Annotated in this window: 18 protein-coding genes; 9 read left to right on the top strand and 9 right to left on the bottom strand. The window is 67.6% G+C overall.

Features of this window, described 5'->3' with window-relative positions:
* Nucleotides 1-91 precede the first annotated feature (91 nt).
* Complete coding sequence (locus tag ACFWGJ_RS24160) at nucleotides 92-1,390, top strand: sensor histidine kinase (RefSeq protein WP_387328029.1); 1,299 nt, start codon at nucleotides 92-94, stop codon at nucleotides 1,388-1,390.
* 31 nt (nucleotides 1,391-1,421) lie between these two features.
* The gene (locus ACFWGJ_RS24155) at nucleotides 1,422-2,159 is read left to right on the top strand and encodes a response regulator (RefSeq protein ID WP_387328026.1); all 738 of its coding nucleotides are present in this window, start codon (nucleotides 1,422-1,424) and stop codon (nucleotides 2,157-2,159) included.
* Nucleotides 2,160-2,199: 40 nt separating this feature from the next.
* Here ACFWGJ_RS24155 and ACFWGJ_RS24150 read toward each other — a convergent pair whose 3' ends face one another.
* On the bottom strand, nucleotides 2,200-2,775 hold the full coding sequence (locus tag ACFWGJ_RS24150; RefSeq protein ID WP_387328024.1) for a TetR/AcrR family transcriptional regulator: 576 nt from the start codon (nucleotides 2,773-2,775) through the stop codon (nucleotides 2,200-2,202).
* A gap of 142 nt (nucleotides 2,776-2,917) precedes the next feature.
* Here ACFWGJ_RS24150 and ACFWGJ_RS24145 point away from each other — a divergent pair, with 142 nt between their 5' ends.
* Both ACFWGJ_RS24145 and ACFWGJ_RS24140 read left to right on the top strand, forming a co-directional pair.
* Nucleotides 2,918-3,838 (top strand): oxidoreductase, encoded by a 921-nt coding sequence (locus ACFWGJ_RS24145; protein WP_387328021.1) that lies wholly within the window; start codon nucleotides 2,918-2,920, stop codon nucleotides 3,836-3,838.
* Between the two features lie 535 nt (nucleotides 3,839-4,373).
* Nucleotides 4,374-5,147, top strand: a complete 774-nt coding sequence (locus ACFWGJ_RS24140) for an SDR family NAD(P)-dependent oxidoreductase (protein ID WP_387328019.1) — start codon at nucleotides 4,374-4,376, stop codon at nucleotides 5,145-5,147.
* Here ACFWGJ_RS24140 and ACFWGJ_RS24135 read toward each other — a convergent pair.
* From ACFWGJ_RS24135 to ACFWGJ_RS24120, 4 genes are all read right to left on the bottom strand, one after another.
* Nucleotides 5,119-6,129 carry an acetylxylan esterase gene (locus tag ACFWGJ_RS24135; RefSeq protein WP_387328017.1) on the bottom strand — a complete coding sequence of 337 codons (1,011 nt, stop codon included), beginning with the start codon at nucleotides 6,127-6,129 and terminating at the stop codon, nucleotides 5,119-5,121. The genes ACFWGJ_RS24140 and ACFWGJ_RS24135 overlap by 29 nt on opposite strands.
* 66 nt (nucleotides 6,130-6,195) lie before the next feature.
* Complete coding sequence (locus tag ACFWGJ_RS24130; protein WP_387328015.1) at nucleotides 6,196-7,119, bottom strand: carbohydrate ABC transporter permease; 924 nt, start codon at nucleotides 7,117-7,119, stop codon at nucleotides 6,196-6,198.
* Nucleotides 7,116-8,054, bottom strand: coding sequence for a carbohydrate ABC transporter permease (locus ACFWGJ_RS24125; protein WP_387328012.1), 939 nt, complete (start codon nucleotides 8,052-8,054; stop codon nucleotides 7,116-7,118). Before ACFWGJ_RS24125 ends, ACFWGJ_RS24130 begins: the two co-directional genes overlap by 4 nt.
* A complete protein-coding gene (locus tag ACFWGJ_RS24120; RefSeq protein WP_387328009.1) occupies nucleotides 8,051-9,367 on the bottom strand; it encodes an extracellular solute-binding protein in 1,317 nt (438 codons plus the stop codon). The genes ACFWGJ_RS24125 and ACFWGJ_RS24120 overlap by 4 nt, the downstream gene beginning before the upstream one ends.
* Before the next feature lie 383 nt (nucleotides 9,368-9,750).
* Here ACFWGJ_RS24120 and ACFWGJ_RS24115 point away from each other — a divergent pair, with 383 nt between their 5' ends.
* A complete protein-coding gene (locus ACFWGJ_RS24115; RefSeq protein ID WP_387328006.1) occupies nucleotides 9,751-11,403 on the top strand; it encodes a glycosyl hydrolase family 28 protein in 1,653 nt (550 codons plus the stop codon).
* Between the two features lie 66 nt (nucleotides 11,404-11,469).
* Here ACFWGJ_RS24115 and ACFWGJ_RS24110 read toward each other — a convergent pair whose 3' ends face one another.
* Together ACFWGJ_RS24110 and ACFWGJ_RS24105 are read right to left on the bottom strand one after the other, a co-directional pair.
* Complete coding sequence (locus ACFWGJ_RS24110; RefSeq protein ID WP_387328004.1) at nucleotides 11,470-13,854, bottom strand: DPP IV N-terminal domain-containing protein; 2,385 nt, start codon at nucleotides 13,852-13,854, stop codon at nucleotides 11,470-11,472.
* Between the two features lie 56 nt (nucleotides 13,855-13,910).
* Nucleotides 13,911-15,368, bottom strand: a complete 1,458-nt coding sequence (locus ACFWGJ_RS24105) for an MFS transporter (RefSeq protein ID WP_387328002.1) — start codon at nucleotides 15,366-15,368, stop codon at nucleotides 13,911-13,913.
* A gap of 315 nt (nucleotides 15,369-15,683) precedes the next feature.
* Between ACFWGJ_RS24105 and ACFWGJ_RS24100 the strand changes: the two genes are divergently transcribed.
* On the top strand, nucleotides 15,684-16,178 hold the full coding sequence (locus ACFWGJ_RS24100; RefSeq protein WP_387327999.1) for a GbsR/MarR family transcriptional regulator: 495 nt from the start codon (nucleotides 15,684-15,686) through the stop codon (nucleotides 16,176-16,178).
* 187 nt (nucleotides 16,179-16,365) lie between these two features.
* Here ACFWGJ_RS24100 and ACFWGJ_RS24095 read toward each other — a convergent pair whose 3' ends face one another.
* Both ACFWGJ_RS24095 and ACFWGJ_RS24090 read right to left on the bottom strand, forming a co-directional pair.
* A complete protein-coding gene (locus ACFWGJ_RS24095; RefSeq protein ID WP_387327997.1) occupies nucleotides 16,366-17,832 on the bottom strand; it encodes an arabinose isomerase in 1,467 nt (488 codons plus the stop codon).
* Nucleotides 17,833-17,909: 77 nt separating this feature from the next.
* The gene (locus ACFWGJ_RS24090; protein WP_387327995.1) at nucleotides 17,910-19,190 is read right to left on the bottom strand and encodes a hypothetical protein; all 1,281 of its coding nucleotides are present in this window, start codon (nucleotides 19,188-19,190) and stop codon (nucleotides 17,910-17,912) included.
* Nucleotides 19,191-20,033: 843 nt separating this feature from the next.
* Between ACFWGJ_RS24090 and ACFWGJ_RS24085 the strand changes: the two genes are divergently transcribed.
* From ACFWGJ_RS24085 to ACFWGJ_RS24075, 3 genes are read left to right on the top strand one after another with little or no spacing between them, the layout of a single operon-like run.
* Complete coding sequence (locus ACFWGJ_RS24085) at nucleotides 20,034-20,993, top strand: carbohydrate ABC transporter permease (protein WP_387327993.1); 960 nt, start codon at nucleotides 20,034-20,036, stop codon at nucleotides 20,991-20,993.
* A complete protein-coding gene (locus ACFWGJ_RS24080; protein WP_387327989.1) occupies nucleotides 20,993-21,817 on the top strand; it encodes a carbohydrate ABC transporter permease in 825 nt (274 codons plus the stop codon). Before ACFWGJ_RS24085 ends, ACFWGJ_RS24080 begins: the two co-directional genes overlap by 1 nt.
* Nucleotides 21,818-21,872: 55 nt before the next feature.
* Nucleotides 21,873-23,123 carry an ABC transporter substrate-binding protein gene (locus ACFWGJ_RS24075; RefSeq protein ID WP_387327987.1) on the top strand — a complete coding sequence of 417 codons (1,251 nt, stop codon included), beginning with the start codon at nucleotides 21,873-21,875 and terminating at the stop codon, nucleotides 23,121-23,123.
* Nucleotides 23,124-23,141: the final 18 nt, after the last annotated feature.

Genomic DNA, 23,141 nt, shown 5'->3' with positions numbered 1-23,141 from the left:
CCCCCGCGCCGCGGCGGAGCCACGGGCGTGTCCGCCCACCATCGTCCCGATCGATCCCCGAGCCGCCGCCCCGGCCGACGTGAGGTGTCCTGTGACCAGCGAGCGAAAGTTCTTCAAGGGCTTCCGGCGCCCGCCCGCCACCACCGCGCCGGCCCAGGGCTCGGCTCCGGATCCCGCTTCGGCACGGCCGCCCGGGCTCCACGACCACGTGCTGGCCCTGCTCGATCGACTGCGGCTGCTCGCCGACCGGCAGCCCGCCACGCTCGACGCCGTGGCCGCCGCCGCGCTCTATCTCCTGCTCGCCCTCTCACCCGACGACTATCAGCCGGCACCGACGAAGAGCCTGCCCGCCCTCCTGATGCTCGCGGTCTCCTGCGTCGCGCTCGCCGTCCGCAGACGGCGGCCCCTGCACACCCTCGCCGTCACCTCCGTCATCGCCATGATCGCCGTCGCCTGCGGCTCCGGTCTTGAGACCTTCGTCGCCCCCGTGGTCTTCGCCGTATACACCGTCGCCGTATCCACCGACCGCCGGACCGCCTGGGCCTGCGCTGTCCCGGTCGCACTCGTACTGGCCACGGTGGCCGTCGTGTTCAGCCCCGAGCAGTCGGATCCCAGCGATCCACTGGGCCGCTTCGGCTGGATCGGCATGGCGGCCGGAGTCGGTGACGCCGTGCGCAGCCACCGGGCCTACATCTCGGCGATCAAGGAGCGCGCCGAACGCGCCGAACGCACCCGGGAGGAGGAGGCGCGCCGTCGGGTGGCGGAAGAGCGTCTGCACATCGCCCGCGAGCTGCACGATGTCGTCGCGCACCACATCGCCGTGATCAACCTTCAGGCAGGTGTGGCCGAGCACCTGCTGTCGACCCGGCCCGCGACCGCGACCGAGGCGCTCGCAGAGGTCCGCAGAGCCAGCCGTACTGCGCTGGAGGAACTGGGCGGCCTGCTGGGTGTCCTGCGCTCACAGGACGAGGGCCGTCCTCCGACCGAGCCCTCGCCCGGCATCGCCCAACTGTCCCAACTGATCGACACCTATCGTTCCGCCGGTCTCAAGGTGCACTGGACGCCCGGTTGCGACATGCCCCCGCTCCCCGCCTCCACGGACCTCGTCGCCTACCGCCTGATCCAGGAAGCCCTCACCAACGCCCACCGACACGGCACCGGGACGGCCGAGGTCACGGTGACACAGACCCGTACGGCCCTGACCCTGAACATCGCCAACCCTGTGCCCCGCCGCCCCGCACTACCGGAACAGGGCGGCACCGGCCTCGGTCTGATCGGGATGCGCGAACGCGCCCACGCCGTCGGCGGCATCCTCCGCACCGGCCCCGACGACGACCAGCGCTTCCATGTGCGCGCCACCCTTCCACTGACCGGCGGACAGGACTCATGACCACCCCGCCCCAACCACCCGGGAAGCAACCATGACCACTCGCATCCTGATCGCCGACGACCAGGCACTGATCCGCGCGGGCCTGCGCTCGCTCATCGAATCCGAACCCGGGCTGGAGGTCGTCGGTGAGGCGTCCACCGGCCGGGAGGCGCTGCGCCTGGTCCGCGCCACACGCGCCGACGTCGTCCTGATGGACATCCGGATGCCCGACATGGACGGACTGGAGGCGACCCGGGCCATCAGCGCCGACGAGGACCTCGCGGGCGTGAAGGTCCTCATCCTGACCACCTTCGAGGTCGACCACTACGTCCTGGAGGCGCTGCGCGCGGGCGCCGGAGGGTTCTTGGGCAAGGGGGCGGGTCCGAGAGAACTGATCGAAGGCATCCGCACCATCGCGCGCGGCGACGCGCTCCTGTCCGCCACCGCCACCCGGGGCCTCATCTCCCGGCTCCTGTCCCAGCCGGAGACCGAGCGGCTGGCGACGCCCCAGCAACTGGCCACGCTCACGCCGCGCGAGTCCGAGGTGCTGGCCCTGGTCGCCGCGGGACTCAGCAACGACGACATCGCCGCCCGTCTGTTCGTCGCCACCGTCACCGTCAAGACACATGTGAACCGGACCATGACGAAGCTGCAGGTGAGAGACAGGGCACAACTGGTCGTGATCGCGTACCAGAGCGGCCTCGTGGCGGCTCCCTCGCCAAGCGGTCCCGCCATGTCGCCCAGCCCCGCCATGCCATCCGGTCGCCCTGTTTCCGACACCGGCCCCTGACGGGCGTTTCGAGCGGATCGCGGTGTCGAGTCGTCCGCGATCAGGCGTCCTGTGCACGTCCCCTGCTGGTGAGCCCCGGCAGGGTCAGGGTGAGCCACCGGGCCCGGGCCTCCGGCGACTGGTCGGAGGGAGCCGTGCTGAGGAGCAGGTAGAAGTCCTCGACCGTGACATCCGCGTGCAGGTCTCCCGATGTCTGCGCCGCGGCGATCAGGGTGGCCAGCGCGGCACGCGCCCTGGCCTCCTCCGCCGTGTCGGCCGAGGCGGCTCCCAGCGTTTGGGCGGCGGCCTTGACCACCCGGTCCCTGGCGGACGCCTCCACGGTCCGGCCTAGAAATGCCTCGATCTCCTCCATGGCGCCCGCTCCGGACCGCACCCGTTCCGTGGCGGCCTCCGCGTCGTCCGCCACTTCGCCGATGTACTCGGCGACCACGGCGCCGACAAGGTCGGTCTTGGTGGGGAAGTGACGGTAGAGCGTTCCCACGGCCACCTCCGCCACCGCTGCGATCTCGTCCATGCCGATACCAGGGCCATGGAGCGTGATCTGCTCCCGGGCCGCCGCAAGGATCTTCTTGCGATTGCGTACGGCATCGGCGCGCGGCGCTCGGGCCTGGGTCATGAGCCCTCCAAGGGGGACGCTTGCAAAAAGATGAACCATGGTTCACGATAAACATGAACCACCACTCACCTTACCCGGTGGTGCCGCCTCTCGCGATCATGATCACGATCGCGAGCAGGATCGCGAATCACGGAGAGACACAATGAACCAGCTCGCAGCATGGACCCCGACAGCTATACCCAGCCAGGCGGGACGCAACGTCGTGGTCACCGGAGGGGGCTCAGGCCTGGGTTTCGCGATCGCCGACGCCCTGGCCCGCCACGGAGCACACGTCATACTGGCGGTGCGCGACGCCGAGCGCGGAGCCCGGGCGGCTGACCGGATCACCGCCTCCACACCTGAGGCTTCCGTGGAGGTCGAACTCCTGGACCTGTCCTCACTCGCGTCCGTCCACGAGGCGGCACAGGACATCTCCGTCAGGCTTCCCACCCTTGACCTGCTGATCAACAACGCCGGAGTCATGTGGACACCACTGACGCGCACGAGCGACGGTTTCGAGCTCCAGATGGGCACCAACCACCTGGCGCACTTTGCCCTAACCGGCCTGCTCATGCCCCAACTGCTGTCCACCCCCGGCTCACGGGTCGTGACCATCAGCAGCAACAGCCACAAGGGCGGCCACATCGTCTTCGAGGACCTCAACTCCCAGCACGGGTACGACCGGCAGGCCGCCTACGCCCAGTCCAAGCTCGCGAACCTCCTCTTCACCTACGAGTTGCACCGCAGGCTCACTTCCGCCGGCGCCCACACCTCGGCGCTGGCCGCACATCCCGGCGGCGCCTCCACGGGCCTGACCCGCAACGCGCCCACCCACATGCGCCTCCTCAACACCGTCCTCGGACCGCTGCTGACCCACAGCGCGGAACGCGGCGCGCTGCCCGCACTGCGCGCTGCCACGGACCCGGCCGCGCTCGGCGGCGAGTACTACGGCCCCAAGGGTCCCGGCGAGATGCGCGGAGACCCCCGCCGCACCGACTCCCACCCCCGCTCCCACGACGCGGAGGCCCAGCGGCGGCTGTGGACACTCTCGGAAGAACTCACCGGTGTCCGCTACCCGCTCTGAGGCCGGCGTCGCGGTGCTCGCGAAGCTCACCACCGAGACGGCCACGCTGACCAGCGCCATCATGAACGCCCGCAACCGCCCGGGCACAGGCCCAAATGATGTGCAGGATCTCGCCCCTACCTCGCCCAGCCATGGCTGGAAGGAACCATCGTCTCCTGCCGGGCGGAATCAGTCCTGCATGTAGTCGGCCCTCAACTAACCTTCGCGCACCGCCTGGTGGACGAAACGGCGACCCTCGCCTACTGACAGGCCACGGAACGCGCGGGGGTGACGGCGGGACCCCTGCACCTGCTCGGCGGCACCGTCGGACGGAACCCCTGGCAGGTGTGCCGTCGGTTCCCTGGAGCGGCAGGTGACAGTGCGGGGGCAGACTGCCTCACCCCGCATCGTGGCTGCCGCCCCCTGCCAGTCGGCAAGATGACAGCCAAATGAGCATGGTCTGAACTGGCCGTTCTTCGCCCGCATGCGCAAGATCGCAGGGTAAGGGCCATATCCGTGACGGAGTGGCCGAGCACGTGTTCGCAGAGGATCTTTCGTGTCTGTCACAGGAAAGCGCATCATCGTAACGGGCGGCTCGCGGGGCATCTCCGCAGCCGCCATCGAGACCTTCACCCGGGCCGGGGCTCAGGTGGCCGTTCTCGGAGTCAGCGAGGAGCCGGGGCGCCGGCTCGCGGAAAAGGTCACGGCCGAGGGGCCGGGCACCGCGGCCTACTACCTGGCCGACGTCTCGGACGTCACGCACACGCGGCAGGCGCTCGACCTGGCCGTCAAGGCGTTGGGCGGCCTCGACGCCCTCGTGAACGTGGCCGGTGTCGAGATGCACGCTCCCGCTGAGACCCTGAGCGAGGAGGACTGGGACCGTGTCTTCGCGGTCAACACAAAGGGCACGTTCTTCACCGCGCAGGCAGCACTGCCGTACCTCAAGGCACACGGCGGCTGTGTCATCAACTTCGCCTCCGACGTGGCACTTGTCCCCTACCCGGGGGGCGCTCACTACTCGGCCGCCAAGGGCGCCGTGCACTCCCTGACCCGGACGCTCGCGGCGGAGTGGGGCAGGCACGGCATCCGTGTGAACGCCGTGAATCCCATGATGTGGACCGACGGCTACGAGAACTACCGCTCCCGCATGAGCCCCGAAGAGCTGGCCGCGCACGACGCACAGCAGGTCCACGTCATCCCTCTGGGCGGGAAGCTCGGAGACCCCGTCGGTGACCTGGCTCCCGTGCTGAAGTTCCTCGTCTCCGACGACTCACGCTTTATCACGGGGCAGATCATCTCCGTCAACGGTGGAGCGATACAGGTACGTTGACCGCCCGGTCGGCCAGGCCGAGACGCCCGGCGAGCCAGTGCAGCTGGGCCGCTTCCTGTGTCGGCCCGCCGCCTTCGTGGTCGTTGAACGGGTAGACCTCGATGTGTTTGTCTTGGTCCCCGTAGGAGTTGAACGCGGCGAACACCGACGACGGCGGGCAGGTGCGGTCCTGCAGCGCGACAGAGAAGAAGGCCGCGGCCCGGGCGCGGGCGGCGAAGTGCACTCCGTCGAAGTAGGACAGGGTCCGCAGTACCTGTTCGCCTCGGCCGTGGTGCACGGTCAGGTAGTTGGCTACCTCGCGGTAGGGGATCCGGTCGACCAGGTGGATCGCTCTGGGGAAGTCGGAGAGGAACGGCACGTCGGGTGCGACGGCCGTCACGTCCCGTACGAGACCACCGGCTGCCAGGGCGAGGCCGCCCCCCTGGCTGACGCCGACCACCGCGGTGCGCGTCGCGTCGGTCAGCGGATATGACCGCCCGGCCTCCACCGCCCGCACCGCATCCACGATGAGCCGGCGGTAGTAGAAGGTGTCGGGGTCCTCGATGCCGCGTGTCAGGAAACCGGGGTGGGCGGGGCCGCTGCCCTCCGGGTCGGCAGTGCTGCCCACCGACCATCCGCTGCCCTGCCCTCGCGTGTCCATCACCAGATGGGCGCAGCCGAGCGCGGCATAACGGAGGTGGCTGTGCGGCAGGCCTCGTCCTCCCCCGTATCCCACGAACTCCACGACAAGCGGTACAGGCTCACGGGTTCCCGCAGGCAGGACGAGCCAGCCTTTGACGGGCTGGCCGGCGTAGCCCGCGAACGTCACGTCGAACACGTCGACCGTGGTCAGCGGTGTCGGCACGGGTTCGAACACCGCGTCGAGCCGGTGAGTCCGCGCTTCGGCCAGGGTCCGGGTCCAGAACGCGTCGAAGTCGTCCGGGGCCGGCGCTTGCGGTCGGTAGACGCGCAGTTCTTCCAAGGGCATGTCGAACTGAGCCACTGCGGTGGTTCCTTCTGCGTGGTGGTCGGGAGGGAGAGGACTCCGGACAGGTTCGTCGGGTGGTCCTCATCCCTTGGTCGCGCCCGCGGAAATGCCGCGGATCATGGAACTCTGCAGGCAGAAATAGACGGTCAAGCTCGGAACGAGCGCGATGAGGGCGCCCGCGAGCAGGGCACCCGGGCCCACGACGGGATCGGTGCGCATCACCGACAGGGCCACGGTCAGGGTGTAGTCGCCGGGGTCGTTCGCCACGATCAGCGGCAGCAGGTACTGGTCCCAGATCATCAAAAACCCGAAGATTCCGATGACACCGAGCGCGGGCCGGCACAGGGGCAGCACGATCTGCCACAGCATGCGGAACTCCCCCACGCCGTCGAGCCGTGCGGCTTCCTCGATCTCAGCGGGGATCTCCCGCATGAACTCGGTCATGACCAGGATCGAGAAGCCCCAGATGCCGACCGGCAGGACCACTCCGAGCATGGTTCCCTTGAGGCTGACGTGCAGCACCGGCAGATCGCCGATCACCAGGGACAGTGGGACGGCGATGACTTCTTCCGGGAGCATCATCGTGAGCAGGAACAGCGACATCACCAGCGCCTGGCCGCGGAACCGGCGGCGGGCCAGTGCGTAGGCGGCGAGCACGGAGACCGTCATCTGCAGCAGGAGCCCGCCACCGGCGATGACCAGGGAGTTGGTGAAGTAGCCCCAGATGTTCCGGCTGTCCGCGACCTCGAAGTTCTGCAGCGTCGTGTCGCCGGGGAACAGGGACAACGAAGTCGCGCGGGCGTCCGCGTCGAAGGCACCGCTGAGGATGACGACGAACGGCGCGGCAAAGACGAACAGGATCAGTGCGCACAGGGCGACCCGCAGGACGAGGGCCGGACCGAGCCGGGGCGTCCAGCCGAGGGCCGTCTCGAAACGACCGCTGTCGGTGCGGGACCCGGCGAAGCGGGATCTCGGCCTGACCGCCTGGGTGGTCGGCGTGGTCATCGGTTCGCCTTTCGCCGCAGAAGGGTGACGCCGAGCGTCAACAGCAGGGTCACGGCGAGCAGGACCACAGAGGCGGCCGAGGCGACCCCCAGGTCGTTGCGTTCGAAGCCGAGCGAGAAGACCCTCGTCATCCATACCTCCGTGGAACCGGCCGGCCCTCCCCCGGTCAGCACGTACACCTCGGTGAAGGTCCGCAGGCTGCGGATCGCCGCGAGCGTCAGGACGATGGTCATGGCCGGCCGCAGGGCGGGCAGAGTGATGTACCGCAGCCGCTGGAGAGTTGAGGCTCCATCCATCGCGGCCGCCTCGTACAGCGAGCGGTCGACCCCCGCGAGGCCGGCCAGCAGGATGACCATGTTGTACGGGGCGCCCATCCAGATGCCGACGGTCATCACGGACCACAGGGCGCTGTCCGGGCTGTCCAGGAAGGGCAGGGGGCCGATCCCGACGTACCCGAGGACGGTGTTCACGAAGCCGTCGGCGGTGGGTGAGTACAGCAGACGCCAGATCTCACCGACCACCGCGGTGGCTGTGACCACCGGCAGGAACGCGGCCGAGCGCAGGAACCACAGGGTGCGGCTCTGGCCCTCCAGAGTCAGGGCCAGCACAAACCCGACGGCGATGGCGCCGAACGTCTGTCCCGCGCCGAGCAGCAGGGTGTGCCCGATGGCTTCCCGGAAGCGCTCGTCCTCCAGCACTTTCCGGTAGTTGTCGAGACCGACCCACTGGTCACCGAGGAACGGCTGTACGTCGTACAGGCTCATCCTGATGCCCTTGAACATCGGGATGAACTTGAAGTACAGGGCCAGCAGGAGCGCGGGGCCGACGAAGAGCCAGGGCAGTGCGCTTCTGCGCCGGATACGGGGGTGTGTCCGCTGCCGCCGCTCCGGCCCGGTCGCCTTGGCGGGCGGGCGGTCGATCACTGGTGCGCTCACGTCAGGTCCTGAGCTTCGAGCTCGCTGGTGATGTCCTTGTCCAACTCCTTGAGGCCCGAGGCGATGTTGTCGCTGCCGCAGCTCGCGACGATCCTGTTGAGTCCCTCGGCCGCGGTCTGCTTGACCGCGGTGAAGTCGATGTCGAGGGGGAAGGCTCGGGAGTCCTCGTCGTACTGCGTCTGCACCGTCTGCCAGCGGTCGTCGTCCCTGACCGTGGCCGCGTTGAGGGTGGTGTTCACCGGAATGCGCACCACGGGCTGGGTGGCGCTCTCCATGGCGATCTTCTGCGCCTCAGGCGTGATCAGGAACTCGGCGAGCTTCTTCTGCGCGTCGGTTTTCTTGGAGCCGGCCCCGAAGTAGATGTTCTCGCCCTCGGCGAGCGTGGTGGTGCCGGCGGGTCCCGCGGGAGTGGGGATGATCTCGTACTTGTCCTTGCCCAGCTGCTGATCGAAGCCGGACATCATGTACGGGCCGGTGAGGTAGATACCGGCGGTGCCCTCGCCGAAGTGCGGGGCGTTGGAGGTGGTCGAGGTCAGTGCGCCGGGCTGGACGTTGCCCTTGGTGCAGAACTGTGTCTTGATCCACTTCACCGCGGCGGCCGTGCCGGGCGAGTCGATGACGCTCTCGTACTTCGCGTCGCCGGTCTTCTTGATGAAGTCGCCGCCGCCCTGCCAGATGTAGGAGGCGGCCCACCAGGCGAGGTAGCCGCGTTCGGAGGAGCCGGGGACGACCATGCCGTACGTGTCGTCCTTGCCGTTGCCGTCAGGGTCCTTCTTGGCGAAGGCGGTGGCAGTCTTCGTCAACTCGTCCCAGGTCGCGGGCGCCTTGAGGTCGAGCTTCTTGAGCCAGTCCTTGCGGATGTAGGTGTTGAAGGCCTGCCGGGAGAAGGGCACTCCGTAGGTCTTGCCGTCAATGCCGCGGGCGTAGTTCCAGTTGGTGTCGGAAATACTCTTGCCGCCCGCGATCGACTGGCGGTCCAGCGGGGTGAGCAATCCCTGCGACTGGTAGGAGCCGAGCGCCGAGGAGTCGTTGATGAAGACGTCCGGGAGGTTCTTGGACGAGGCGCGCGCCTGGAGCTGCTTGTCGAACTCGATCACGGGCTGGTAGTCGACCTTGATGCCCGTCTTCTTGGTGAAGGCGGCGAAGACCTTCTTGTAGGTGGCACCCGGCTCCGGTCCGCTCCGGGTCCACACCTCAAGGGGCGCGTCGGCGCTGGACGAGCCGTCGTCTCCGGCTCCGCAGGCCGTGAGGCCGGCCAGCAGTCCCGACAGAGCGAGGAGGGCGAGTGGGATGCGAGAGGAAGCGGTTCGCATGGCGGCTCCGTCCATGTACATGAATCGTTTCACGCTTGTGAACGATGAGCGCACTGTAGATACGGCATAGCGGGAGGGTCAACAAGTGTGCGCCAGTTGTTTGATTATGTTGACAACGTTGTCTGCATATGGAGATGGAGCGCTCCCACCTGCAACTTTGACGCCTCATGCCGCGCAAAGAGTTGCCCGAAAGGGAAAAGGCCACGCCAGGGGCCTCGATCAAGCCTCTGACGCACCTGTGAAGGGTGTTCACATATAAGACTCCTTCAGCTAGCGTGGCGCGCCATCACCCGCCGGTTCCGCACGCCACCTTGTCGTGGCACGCACATTCCCGGCCTCCCCCATGCCTCGCGAGGCCTGACCTGGAGGGAACGAACTCCCAGATGTTGAAACGATTCGAAGCGACCAGACGAATACGCCCCCTGCTCCGCGGCCCGGGGCCACGGCAGCGCGTCCTGCTCCTCGTCACGACCCTGCTCATGGTGTTGACGTCCTTCGTCGCCCTGCCCACGACCGCGCAGGCCGCACCCGCCGAGGTGCAGGTGTATCCCGTGGCCTCGATCTACCAGGCTTCGGCCGATTACACGCTGACCGCAGGAGGAGTCGGCGTCCCTGTGACCCGGTACCCGGGCTACGACATCGCGCAGTTCGCGATGGGCAGCGGGCAAACCGACCTCGCCCTCACAAAAATCAACAACACCTCCATCGGTTCCTACTCCATCAGCCCGGTCAAACTCGGCCTCACCGGCACGGTCAGTGGCTCCACCCTCCGATTCACCGTCCAGAAGGACGCCTACCTCGTCGTCAAGCTCGACGGCCGGCCCAAACTGGTCATCGCCATCGACCCCGTCGAGACGGACCGACCTGCCTCTTCGGGCAACGGCGTGTTCAACGTGCGCAGCGCGCCGTACGACGCACAGCCCGGTTCGGGCTACGCGACGACGGCCTTTCAGACAGCACTCAACGACGCCGCGGCCTGGGGATCGGCCCACGGGACCCAGGGCATCGTCTACGTTCCGGCGGGCGTGTACACCCTCGGCAACCTCTATCTGCGCAGCGATCTCTCCTTGTACCTGGAACCGGGAGCGGTGCTGCGCTACACGGGCGAACGCGAGCACTACGACGTCCACTGGCACAAGGACTCGCAGCAGCGGGACATCACCTGGTTCCTCTCGACGCGCTACTCGTCCAAGAACATCTCGATCCACGGACGAGGCATCATCGACGGCAACGGCCAGGCCTCCCTGGCCCCCGACAACCTCGGCGTGAACCTGCTGACGCCCATCTACACCTCGAATTTTCGGGTGGATGGGATCACCTTCCGCGAGTCGAGCAGTTGGGCGATCATGCCGACCCGGTCGACGGACATGCGCTTCACGAACATCAAGATGTTCAACCGGTTCGACATGGGCGAGAACGACGGCATCGACGTCATGGAGTCCAGCAACGTCCGTGTAACTCATGCCATCGGTATCGGACTGGACGATCCGTTCAGCACCAAGACGTGGAACAGCGACGTGGATCTCTTCCGTGGTGTGCCGGGCACGCCGCGGCCGTTGTCCGACGTCGTGTTCGACGACCTCGTGTCCTGGACGTACTGCTACGGCGTCAAGGTCGGCCAGGGAGTCATCCAGGGCCAGGACGGCGTGGTATTCAGGAACGTGGTGGTCCACGATGCGGCGGTGGGCATCGGCATTCACCACAAGTACGGCTCAGCGACCGCCAGCAACGTGCAGTTCGAGAACATCGACGTCGAGAGTCTCAGCTACAGCAACGACAGCAACCGGACGTGGCTGGCCCTGTGGACCGGAAACACCCTGGGAGCGGGCCCCATCCGCGACGTCACCCTGTCGAACATCCGGATACGCGACGCTGGCACGACGCCGGCCCGCGTCAACGGACAGCCCAGCGCCCCGATCAGCAACGTCGCCCTGCGGAACGTGGTGATGCCGGGGAGCACCGCCCCGGCCACGACGCTCGCCCAGGTGAACCTCACCAACCTGTCCGACTACGACACACTCACCATCCAGCCCTGAGTCCGGTCGGCTCGGCCCGGGTCCGCGCAGCCGCGGCTCGGGCCGAGTACCGCCTGGCTGCATGGTTCAGTCAAGGGGGTCCCTGATTCCGGCGGTCGGGCCCGGGGCGTTCGCCGCGGTCTTGGCACGCAGGAGTTCTCTGAACGGAGATGCCATCTTGACGCCACGTGGCGGAGTGTCACCCAACAGATGCGTGACGAAGTAGTCCAGCCGTCGGCGGACGGCGTAACCGGTCATCTCGTGGCCCGCGTCGGGCAGCACCACCAGATCGAAGTCCTTCTCGGCATCGATGAGGGCTTGAGTGAACTGGAACAAGCCAGCCGGATGACAGCCCGCGTCGCGCAGGCCATGGATGAGCATGAGTTTTCCGGCCAGGCCGTCCGCATAGGTGCGCGCGGCCTGGGTCCGGTAGTGCTCGATGTCGAACGCGCCGTGGTAGCGCTCGCCCCACCCGTGCCAGAACAGCGTCTGGTCGTAGTTGCCGCCGCCGGCCACCGCGACGTTGAAGAAGTCGCCACGGCGCAGGACGGCGAGAGCGGTCGCGTACCCCCCGCCGGAGAATCCGGTGATGCCGACCCGCGACAGGTCCATCGCCGGGTACCGCTCGGCGAGTTGCCGGATTCCGGCGATGTGGTCGTCGATGTCGGAGGCCGATTGGGCCGCGCGATAGGAGGCTTGGCGGAACGATCGCTCGCGGAAGGCGGTGCCGCGACCGTCCAGGATGAGTGCGAAGGCGCCGAGGCGGGTGAATGCTGCGGTCTCCAGGAATGTGGCGGTCTCCCGATAGTCCGTGAAAGGCGCCTTGGGGGTGTGCTGGATCTGCGGCCCGCCGTAGATGTGGTCGATGACGGGATACGACTGTGCCGGATCGTAGTCGGCAGGCTTGAACAGCAGTCCGAAGATGTCGGTTTCGCCATCGGCGGCCTTGAGCGTCACCGGCTCGGGCCACTCCCAGTCCTCGGGCAGGCCGACGTTCTGCGCCTTCTCCAGTTCCAGCACGGCTTCACCGTTCCGGTTCCGCAGCACCGTATGGGGCAGCCGGCCGGGGTGCGAGACGGTCTCGACGAAGTACCGGCAGTCCGGTGAGAACCCGGAGACACGACTGGAGTCGATGCCGCTCATCATGTGCAGGGTCACCAGGCCGAAGTCTCCGGGACTCCAGACGGTGTGGTCGCCGGGCTCGTCGGACAGGACGCGGACGTCCCCGCCGTCGAGAGAGACCACGCAGGGGCGGCGCAGATAGGGGTCGTCCTCGTCGGAGGTGATCCCCCCGGCCAGCAGGTGCAGCTCACGGCGCTCGACGTCCACTCCCACCACTTCGCGGACCTGCCACTCTCCGCTGGTGATCGCGTTCTTCAGGGCCCCGGTGGTGAGGTCGTAGAGATACAGGTGTCCGCGGCCGGAACGTTCGGAGTACCAGATGAGTTCGTCGGTACCGGGGACGGCAGTGACCAACGTGCGCGCGTAGACGTTCACACCGAGTTCCAGCGACGTGTCCGACGTTTCCGAGAACACCACCTCGGTCGTACCGGTGGCGGGATCGAAGGCAACCACGTGGGCGCACATCTCGCCGCGTTCGATGTCGACGAAGTACGCGGTCCGGCCGTCCCGGCTCCACCAGGCGAGGCCGTTGGCGAAGACCGTGTCGTTCATGCGGACAGCTGACAACCGCGGGTAGCGGGCCTCGATCTGCCTGCCCGTGCTGACGTCCAGGGCCAACATCCGGAACTCGGTGACCCGTGAGTCCCCGGGCAGACTGGTGCGTTGCGGGTGGACGGCCGGTCGGGCACCGGGTTCCGGTACGAAGTCGACCCACGGCAGTTCCGGGACGTGGCGCTCGTCGGTCTGCAGGGTGAGGAAGTACCGCGAGTCGGGTGACCACAGTCCTTGGGCGGCCTCACCACGCATCCGCGCCGAGGCGCGGTAGGCGAGCGGTGGGCTCGCGTAGGCGTTGAGCTCCTCACCGTCGTTCGTGAGCTGCCTGTCGTCGTCGGACGTGAGATCGCGGACCCACAGGTCGTGGTCACGGACGAAGGCGGCTGTCTTCCCGTCGGGCGCGTGCAGGGACGACGCCCCGGTCCCGCCGCCGCAGTCCCGCAGGCGGTCCTTCTCGGGGAGGTACTCCCAGCGGCGTCCGTGGAACTCGAAGGTGGCCCGCAGCGGGCCGAGGGCGAGGTCCAAGCTGCCCAGGTCGGCATGGACGGCGTCGATGCTCGTCTCCAGAGCGGCTTCCAGTGCCGCCCAGACCGGGCCCAGTTCCAGTGTCCTGACCTCCTTCGTCCGGGCGTCGACGACCTTCACCTCCCGCCCGTCGGGCGCTTGGCGGACGTACCAGAAGCAGCTGGATTCTCCAATCCACCGGGGGTGCACTTCGCCGTTGATCACAAGATCGGACTGGTCGCCCAACAGCTTCTGGATCACGGCGTATCGGCTCTGCCAGTCGATGGCCATACGTGTCTCGTCTTTCTCTTCGTACAGATCAGCTCGTACAGGTCGGCTCGTGCAGGTCAGCGGAGTGCCGCCCCGGTAGCTCCTTCATCCCGTGCAGGGCTTGCCGTCTGGGAGGCCCTGCCGGGAAGGAAGCGCACGATCACGAGCGGGAGCAGCACGAGCGCGGTGGAAAGGAGGAAGCCGCTCTCGAATCCCCCTTCGGTGGGCAGGTGTGTCGTAGGGCTCGCGCTCGTAGTGATGATCGCGGCGGCGATCTGGACGCCGATCGCCGCTCCGACACCGCGTGCGACGCCGCCGATGGCGGTCGCGACTCCCGTGTCGGCCGCCTCGACAGACTCGATCACTCCGATGTACAGGGCTGTGGACGCGGCGCCCACACCGACACCGACCGTGAGCAGCAGGACCAACACGATGTGCCAGGGGGAGCTGTGCCATCTCAACGCGAAGAGCAGACCCGATGCCGTCACGATCAGGCCACCCACGACAACGGCCCGGGGACCTACCCGGCGTACCAGCGCTCCGGCCGCCGGACCGACCACGACCGCGACGACCACCGCGGGGAACAAGTACAGGCTGATGTCACTCGCCGAGGCCCCGAAGCCGAAGCCGGTCGCTTCCGCCGGCAGGGCGAGCAGTTGGGGGATCAGGAAGTACGGCACGGCGTACCCCGCGCCCAGCACGCCCGCGACCGCACTGGAACTCCACACGCCCCGCCGTCCCAGCATGCGCAGGTTCACGACCGGGTCCTCGGCCCGGCGCTCTACGAGAACCCACGCCGTACCGAAGACGACGGTCAGGGTCAGTAGGCCCCAGGTGGTGGCCGACAGCCATCCGTTCTCCGGGATTTTGGACAGGTTGAACATCAGAGTGCCCAGGGTCGCTGCCAGCAGGAGACCGCCGAGCCAGTCCGTGCGCGCGGCCGGTCTCTTCCGCGGAGTCGTTCCGTGCGGCAGCATGAAATAGGCGATGACGGCCAGCGCCGTCACGAGCAGCGTGGGCAGCAGGAACATCCAGCGCCGCGACAGCGTGTCCGCGAGGGGCCCGGCGATCAGCACTCCGGCACCGCTGCCGACGGTGAAACATCCCATGACCATGCCGACCGACGCGGACATCCGCTGAGGGAACAGCTCGCGCAGCACGACGAACGCCACGGGAATGATTCCGGCGCCGAGCCCTTGCAGGAACTGGCCGGTCAGCATCACGGGCAGCGAGCCGGCGAACGCCGAGACGGCGCCGCCCGCCACGATGCACCACACGAGTGCGAGCAGGACGCGGCGTCCGCCAAACGCGTCGGCGAACTTGGCGGTGATCGGCACCGTGACCGAGCCGGCGAGCAGCAGGGTGGTGGACAGCAGGCCCGCTTGGGCCGGGGTCAGTTCCAGTTCCCGCTGAATGAGCGGGAGCGCGGGCAACGGCAGGCTCTCCACCGCGCCGATCGCGACAGCGAGGGCTGCCAGGACGGCGAGAGTGGCGGGTGCGGATCGGACGTGAGGGGACGGGGCTGTCTCGGACACGATGATCTCCGGGGAAAGGAGGATGTGGGGACGTTCCATACCGGCCGTGATGCCATCGGCGGCCGGTCACCTGCGGCGCATCACCTGCGCACATCAAAAACGATCAACGCCATCTGCCGCCGATAAGCCGGGGGCCTCCCACCTGCCCGTCCAGGCGTCCACGCGACGCGCGACCGACCTGAGGAACTGCGTTCCGTCCATGGGGCCTCCAGATGGCCGGCCATGAGTATCGGCTACAGGCCTGCAGCCGTTAAACCGGAGACAGTAGATGTCATTCACAAAAAAGTAAATGGCTACTTCTGATAGCGTGACGTCATGTCGCGATCGGAAGCTGCCAATGAATGGCAGGAAGAACTCACCGAACGGCTCGCCGAACACTTCGCGGAGCGGATGCCGAAGGCAGCGGCCCGCATGCTCGGCGCCCTGATGGCCACCGAAGAGGTCGACATGTCCAGCAAGGACCTCATAGGCGTGCTCGGCCTCAGCCCTGCCGCGGTCTCGAATTCCGGTCGGCTGCTGCTTCGTATGGGACTGGTCGAGCGGAGCGTCTCGCCGGACACCCGTCGGGATCACTACCGTGTGCGCGATGACCTGTGGATCCGTATGTTCCGCGAGGGTTCCGACATCGTCGACAACACGCTGACCGCTCTCGACGCGGCCCTCAGCCAGACACAGGGAGCCAGCGGCAGAGCGATCGCGCGCCTTCGTGACATGCGGGACTTCTACTGGTTCCTCGGCCAGGAGATGCCGGCGGTCCTGGACCGCTACGAGGCGTGGCAAGCCGAGCAGCGCGGGCGGCCCGAGGCGTGACCGGCGGGGAATCCGTCGACCATCGTCTCGCCCTGCCTGGTTGCTGGAGCCGAACAACACGGTGCAAGCCACGTCGCCGGTCCGAGTGAACCTTTCCGACCCGGCCGACCACGGCACGCCGACCGTCCGGTCCCGAACCCCGAGCAGCCCGGGTCCGCCTCGGCGGCCCGGGCCAACAGTGGTCCCTCTACAAGACGTTCGCCTGGGTGACCGTGCGGAAGGGCAGGCCCAGGAGGTCCGCGCAGGCTCTCAGATCCTTGGCGCGATGGCCCGTGCACAGTGTCCAGTGGTGGCCGATGCCGGTGGCGGCCCAGGCGTCCGTCCACTCCCCCGGGTCGAACCCGAAGTCCACCCGCGATGTCGTGTTGCCGATCTCCAGCAGCGGACCGGGCACGACCACGCCCTCCGAGGCGACGAACACGAAGGTGCCGTCCGCCTCCTGGCCGAGTCCGAACGCGGTCACGGGCCCGTGCTTCACGTCGAACTCCACGCTGACACCCCAGCCCCGCTTGCCGTGGTAAACGCCGAGTCCTCGCAGCAGCGGCTCGCGCGAGCTGATCGCCAGGTGAGCGGGCCCGTCGTGCCCCATCTCGACGACCTGGTCGTCGAAGTTCAGGGCCTGCAACTCCGTGAAGGAACCCCCCGCACCCAGAGTGTCGGCGACGAGCATGGCCAGACTGGTGCGCAGCTCGAACTCCCCCGCCATGGGAACACCGCGTGCCGTCAGCAGCGAGGCTCCGAGGATCATGCCGGCGCCGAGGCGTTCATGGATCTCGCCCTCCAGCCCACGGTGGTAGTAGGCCACGCTGTCCAGGTCGAAGTCGTCAACGAGACGGTCCAGGCCGACTGAGACCCGTGCCGCCCACAGGAGGTCCTCCTCGTTGACGGACGGGTCCAGCGTGAAGAGGTCACGTGCGAGGGCCACCCGTTCGGCGGCCTGCTTGTCCCCGACCGCCGCCGCCCTGACCCGGAGGTCGTCGAACTCAAGCACCTCCATGTGACCCCCGAGCTGGGCAGAGACCAGGGTCATGTCCGTGGAGACGTCGAGCATTCCGGGGTAGAGGTGCCCCATCAGGCCGTGCCGCCCGTTCCGCAGCACCTTGCGTACCGATGCTGCCGCGATCCAACGCCCGATGCGGGCCCAGGCGTTCTCGTCGTGGAGATGTCCCGACACAGAGCGGAACGGGATGCCACTGCGGCGGAAGACGTTGGCGATCTCGGGCAGCGGACACTGCCCGCAGTAGGCGAGCCACGTGCCGGTGTCGGTGTTGGCGTGATCCATGGCCTTGGTGGGCTGCAGATCGATCACCAGCACGGGCGCGTGGGCGCGCTGGGCTATCGGCAGGACCATGGAGGCGGTCAGATACGTGGTCAGGAAGGTGACCACCAGGTCGCAGTCCGCCCTGCGCAGTTTCTCCGCGGCCCGGGCCGCGTCCTGTGGATCGGAGATGAATCCCGCGTCCACGACGTCACAGCCCATGCTCGCGAAACGCTCGCTGACGAGATCGGCGGACTGCCGCAACTGGTCGAGCAGCCCCGGGAACTGGGGCCAGTAGGCTCCGAGCCCACCGGAGACCAGACCCACGCGCGTACGTGGACGGCTGATGCGGTCCAGTGCGCTGCTCGGGGAGTCGGTGGCGGCGGTGTCGCTCATGCTGCGTCCCTTCGGTGACGGGCGAGGTGTGCGTGTGAGGGAGGACGCCGAGGCGCCGGCGGGGGGGAACGGCAGAATCATCCGCCGGTCGACAGGCTGCGCCCCGGTACGGGTTGGGCACGCACCGGGGAGGTGGCATCGGCCGCGCGTACACCCCGAAGGGTCTCCTCCAGTGGCGCTTGGGGCACATAGTGGCCGAACGTGTCGTTGGCGAAGAACGAGACGCCGTCGATGTGAGCTGCCTGTTGGAGCAGGATCTCGCGCTGGTAGAGGTAGGTGCGCCGGTCGTCGAGATGGGTGCGGTACCAGTACCAGGGGTCGACGAAGTCGAGGCCGAAGAGGATGCGCGGGCCCGAATCCATGGCGAGGGCCGACTTGCTCAGGAGGTTCGGCACGATCTCGGTACGTTCGACCAACACGGCGAAGGTGGACACCAGGACGGCGTCGAGCGTGCCGTAACAGGCGTCAGTCATTCCCCAGGCACTCTTCTCGACGTCCGCGCGCCAGTACGTGTCCATCCAGTAGACGCGGCGACGGCCCAGCTTCTCGCGTACCTGCCGGAAGAAGCGTTCGATGCCCGCGGTGCGTTCGGCGGTGAGCTCGGGGGCGTTGTCCGGGTTCCAGAAGCCGACCAGGCCGAACTGGTTGCCGAGCATGACTCCGTCGAGCTGGAAGTCGTCGACGAAGGCCGCGGTCTGCGCGGCCACGAAGTCCCCGGCGGGGAGGCCGGCCGGCAGGCCCTGCGGGAAGGCCCGGTAGGCCCGCTCGTCCGCGGCCAGCGGCAGGGTGACGTCGATGACGCCGGGCACCATGTGACCGCCCGCGTCGGCGGCCGCGGCGGAAACCTCGGGGTGGCGGACCGTCTTCCATTCGCTGCGGCAGAACTCGGGTCCGGGTTCCAGGTATTCGAGCAACGTCAGCTCGATGTGGTGCCGCTCCGCTCCTTCGCGCAGCGCCCGGTAGATCCCCGCGAGGCGGTGGTAGTCGAGGGGTTGCTCGGACAGGGTGAACATGGGGCCGGCGGAGTAGGGGTTGGCCGACCTCTCACCGCCCTCGCGTACGCGTGCCAGCCAGTCGGCGTTGTGCCGGCGGCTGAGGGCTGCCGGACCGGTCGGGTTCGTCTCGGCCGCGTAGCAGTTGTATCGCGCCCAGTCGAAGGTCTCTTGCCGCTGTCCTGTGTAGTTCAGGACGTGGTCGCCGTTTCCCGCGCAGAAGACGACGGTGACCTCGCGGTCCTCGCACCAGGCCGCGTGATGGGTGAAGAACTCCTCGACGCCGGGCTCCGGGTCGTCCAGGTCGTCGAAGATCTTGGGCGTCAGCCACAGACAGGCCTCAAGACGCTTACCAGGAGCGGGCATGGATGGTTTCCTTTCGTCCGGGGAGTTCGACCCTGTCCGGGTAGCGCCGGCGCGACAGCTCACCGGCGGGGTCGGGGGGCGGCACCGGATCGGCCGTCCTCCGTGTGACAACGTTGCCCGCTACGCGTTCACGTAGATGTACACCGTTCATGACCTCGGAGCCAGAAGGTACGTTAGGAACGTTTCAACCAAGCCGTCAAGGGCTACGTCGGGTAGGCCTGCGTGTACGGAGAAGGGCAGGCCCGGCGCCTGCCAGGACTCTTGACACGTGATTGAAACGTTTCTAACGTGCTTGCAATCTGGATACAAACATAACCTGTAGACACGTATATGAACGACGTGACTCTGCACGGCTTTTCCCCACTGGACGCACTCCGCCGACTCACGCCTGCGCCCCCACCACCCCCGGAACAGCGCCGGTGAGTCCGTACGCCCGGATGCATTGCGCCTTACCAGGGCAGCGCGTCAGAACCTGCCGGGCCAGGGCTCGATGTCGGCCCTCGACCATGACCGTCCCGCCGCGTTTCTTCGCCCCCACTTGCCCGTAGCAGGTCTCCCGCGGCCCAGAGCACCGCAGTGACACAGATCGTCTGCCGCACATCGACCCCACCTCCGATCCCGCGCTTCTCCGCAGCCGGACGTCGCCGGATCGGGTGCCGGTGCCGTGCCATCCCTCCCGAAAGGAACGAGCCGTGACACATCCCCGGGCCCGACTCCGGACCACGCACAACCCCTTCCCAGACGTGCCGGACATTCGGCTCGGCAAGACGATCGTGCCGCGGCAGGCAACGGACGCCTCATGTGTCGCCACCCGGGCCGCCCGCGCCATCTCGGGGAGCTGAGGTGACCAGCGTCCACGGCTCCACCACCGCTCAGCGCCCTCCCGTGCGCTCGGACGCCGTGGCCGGACCGCCGGCCCCGCCGAGGCGGCAGAAGCGCCGCTCGGGCATCCGGGCCCCCTTCTGGTTCCTGCTCCCGGCCGTCTGTGTCTACGCGTTCGTCATCGTGTGGCCCAGTCTGCGCGGAGGCATGTACGCCTTCACCGACTGGGACGGCATCACCTCGGACTGGAATTGGGTCGGCCTCGACAATTTCTCCGATGTACTGGCCGATCGAGGAGCCAGCGCCGCCCTGCTCAACACCGTTGTTCTGGCCGCCCTGGTGACGGTCTTTCAGAATGTGCTGGGCCTGCTGCTCGCCCTGGGCGTGAACAACCTGGTCAAGAGCCGCTATGTGCTTCGCGTGGTGTTCTTCGCTCCCGTGGTGCTCACACCACTGGTTGCTGGATACGTATGGAGTTACCTGCTCTCCCCGGAGGGCACGGTCAATTCCGTCCTGCGCGGCGTCGGCCTGTCCTCGCTCGCCCACGACTGGCTGGGCGATCCCGGCATCGCACTCTATGCGATCGCGGCCGAGATCATCTGGCAGTCGGCCGGATATTCCATGGTCATCTATCTCGCCGGACTGCAGGCCATTCCCGAGGAAATCCTGGAGGCCGCCACCATCGACGGCGCCGGCGTCTGGCGCCGTTTCCGCAGTGTCGTTCTGCCGCTCCTCAACGGTGCCGTCGTCATCAACGTGATGCTGTGCCTCATCGGCAGCCTCAAACAGTTCGACCAGGTGCTCGCCATGACGGACGGCGGCCCCGGCACGGCGACCGAGACGATTTCCACCACGATCTACAAGAACGCCTTCGCGCTCGGCGAGTTCCCCCTCTCCATCGCGCTGTCCGTCGTCATGACCGTGCTCATCGCGAGCCTGGCCGCGGTTCAGTACCGGCTGACCCTCAGGAAGGCCTCGTAATGCATCACCGCTACACATGGCGCACCTCGCTGCGCGAGACAGCGCTGCTCCTGTTCGCCGTCATTTATGTCATTCCTCTGCTGAGTCTGCTCAGCGTCGCGCTGCGCAAGGACGGCAGCAGTGCGAACGCGCTCGCACCGGACTGGCCGCCCACGTTCGCCAACTTCGGCGAGGCGTGGGAACAGGCACACCTCGGTGCCGCACTCACCAACAGCGTCGTGGTCGCCGCGTGCAGCGTCGTGCTCATCGTCACGATCTCGTCCCTGGCCGCCTACCCTCTCGCCAGGGTGACCCGCACCTGGTCACGTGCCGCGTTCGTTTTTGTGGTCGGCGGACTGCTGATCCCGGGGCAACTCGCCCTCCTCCCCCTCTACACGACGATGCGGGATCTCAATCTGCTCGGTTCGCTGTGGGCCCTCGTCCTGATCAACGTCGGCGGTCAGATCCCGTTCTCCGTGTTCCTGTACACCCTTTTCCTGCGGGAGTTGCCCACCGACTACGAGGAGGCGGCCCTGCTCGACGGCTGCGGACCTCTGCGGTCGTTCGTGCGCATCGTCTTCCCACTGCTCCGGCCGATCACCGGCACCGTGATCATCCTCAACACGGTCGGTATCTGGAACGAATTCTTCACGCCGCTGCTTTACCTGTCGGGTAGCGGCACCATCACCGCGCCCGTCGCGATCTACGGATTCGTCAGTCAGTTCGTGTCCCAGTGGGAGCTTGTCTTCGCCGCACTTCTGATGAGTGTGATCCCGGTCCTGGTCGTCTACTTCGCCCTGCAGAAGTACGTCATCAAGGGCTTCGCCGGCGGACTGAAAGGATAATTCCGTGTCTCTCACCCTCCCTACAGGCCGCCTTACTCGTCGGCGACTCTCACGCGTGGGAACATCGATCGCCGCCGTTCTCGCCGTGCTGGCCGTCACCGCGTCCTGTTCCACCATGGAAAAGGTCGAAGGGGACAACGTCCTCACCCTTGTCGCCAGCGGCGAGGACCCCGCCCGGGCGGTCATCGCGGAATTCGAGAAGGCGTACCCGGAGATTCGCGTCCGTGCCGTCTTCACCGAGGACGACGGCGCTTATACCCAGCAGATCCGCACTCAGCTCGCCGCGGGCACCGCCCCGGACGTGTTCCGTGTCTGGCCGGGCCAGGGCGGCGCAGTGTCCGTCGGTGCTCTCTCCGAGCAGGGCCTGCTGAGCCCGTTGACCGGAACCTCCTGGGGGAAGAAGCTCACCGCCGAGCAGCGCAGAGTGTCCGCCGACGCCGAGGGAAATCTCGCGGCTCTGCCCGTCACCATCGGCGGCATCGGGGCCATCTGGAACGACCAGGCCCTCGCGGCCACCGGCCACACCAAGCCGACCACCTGGAGTGAACTCCTCACCCTCTGCTCCGATGCCCGCCGCCAGGGAAGGGTCGCCCTGGCACTCGGGCAGAAGGACTCCTGGGTCAGCCAGCTTGTCCCCTACGCCTTGTCGGCGAGCCTGGTCTACGGCCGCGACCCCGGCTTTGCAAAACGCCAGCAGCAGGGACAGGCCCGGTTCAGCTCCTCCGGATGGCGCCAGACCCTGGACAAATATCTGTCCCTGCGCGACCACCACTGCTTCAACGACAGCCCCAACGGCACCGGTTACGACGAGCAGATGGCCATGGTGGGCTCCGGCAAGGCACTGGGCTCCGTCCATGTCACCCAGGCCGTCGGTGCCGCGAAGGAGAAGGCGGTGAAGGGCACCACGTTCTCCATCTCCCCGCTTCCCGCGACCGACGACCCCCGGCAGACCCGGGTCCCGGTCGCCGTCGGGATCTCCTACGCCGTCAACGCCAAGGCCCACCGCCCGGAACTGGCCCGCAAATTCATCGATTTCCTGGCCACGGCGTCGGCGCAGGCCGCGTACGCCAAGGTGTCGGGCAACGCTCCGGCCCTGCCCTCACCCGGCTTCGAGGAGGACGCCGTGAGCGGTCCCGTCCTGGCCGCTCAGCGCGACGGCCGGGCAACCGGGTATCCGGACCAGAGCTGGCCCAGCCCCAAGGTCCAGCAGGAGATGCTGATCGGCGCGCAGGAACTCATGAGTGGCGCGGTGAACTCCGGAGATCTGCTCCGGCGCATGGACGACGTGTACAGCCGCACACGCTGACGCAGGACCCGTCCGCAT

Origin of the sequence: Streptomyces sp. NPDC060205 (genome assembly GCF_042728395.1) — a bacterium.
Taxonomy (GTDB): Bacteria; Actinomycetota; Actinomycetes; order Streptomycetales; family Streptomycetaceae; genus Streptomyces.
Note: the sequence above shows the minus strand (reverse complement) of the source record. Positions and strands in the feature narration are given on the sequence as shown.

Bases quoted from the DNA above. Each gene is read 5' to 3' on its own strand.
- ACFWGJ_RS24155 (WP_387328026.1), top strand. From the start codon at position 1,422: ATGACCACTCGCATCCTGATCGCCGACGACCAGGCACTGATCCGCGCG.
- ACFWGJ_RS24150 (WP_387328024.1), bottom strand. From the start codon at position 2,775: ATGACCCAGGCCCGAGCGCCGCGCGCCGATGCCGTACGCAATCGCAAG.
- ACFWGJ_RS24145 (WP_387328021.1), top strand. From the start codon at position 2,918: ATGAACCAGCTCGCAGCATGGACCCCGACAGCTATACCCAGCCAGGCG.
- ACFWGJ_RS24130 (WP_387328015.1), bottom strand. From the start codon at position 7,119: ATGACCACGCCGACCACCCAGGCGGTCAGGCCGAGATCCCGCTTCGCC.
- ACFWGJ_RS24120 (WP_387328009.1), bottom strand. From the start codon at position 9,367: ATGCGAACCGCTTCCTCTCGCATCCCACTCGCCCTCCTCGCTCTGTCG.
- ACFWGJ_RS24115 (WP_387328006.1), top strand. From the start codon at position 9,751: ATGTTGAAACGATTCGAAGCGACCAGACGAATACGCCCCCTGCTCCGC.
- ACFWGJ_RS24110 (WP_387328004.1), bottom strand. From the start codon at position 13,854: ATGGCCATCGACTGGCAGAGCCGATACGCCGTGATCCAGAAGCTGTTG.
- ACFWGJ_RS24100 (WP_387327999.1), top strand. From the start codon at position 15,684: ATGTCGCGATCGGAAGCTGCCAATGAATGGCAGGAAGAACTCACCGAA.
- ACFWGJ_RS24095 (WP_387327997.1), bottom strand. From the start codon at position 17,832: ATGAGCGACACCGCCGCCACCGACTCCCCGAGCAGCGCACTGGACCGC.
- ACFWGJ_RS24090 (WP_387327995.1), bottom strand. From the start codon at position 19,190: ATGCCCGCTCCTGGTAAGCGTCTTGAGGCCTGTCTGTGGCTGACGCCC.
- ACFWGJ_RS24080 (WP_387327989.1), top strand. From the start codon at position 20,993: ATGCATCACCGCTACACATGGCGCACCTCGCTGCGCGAGACAGCGCTG.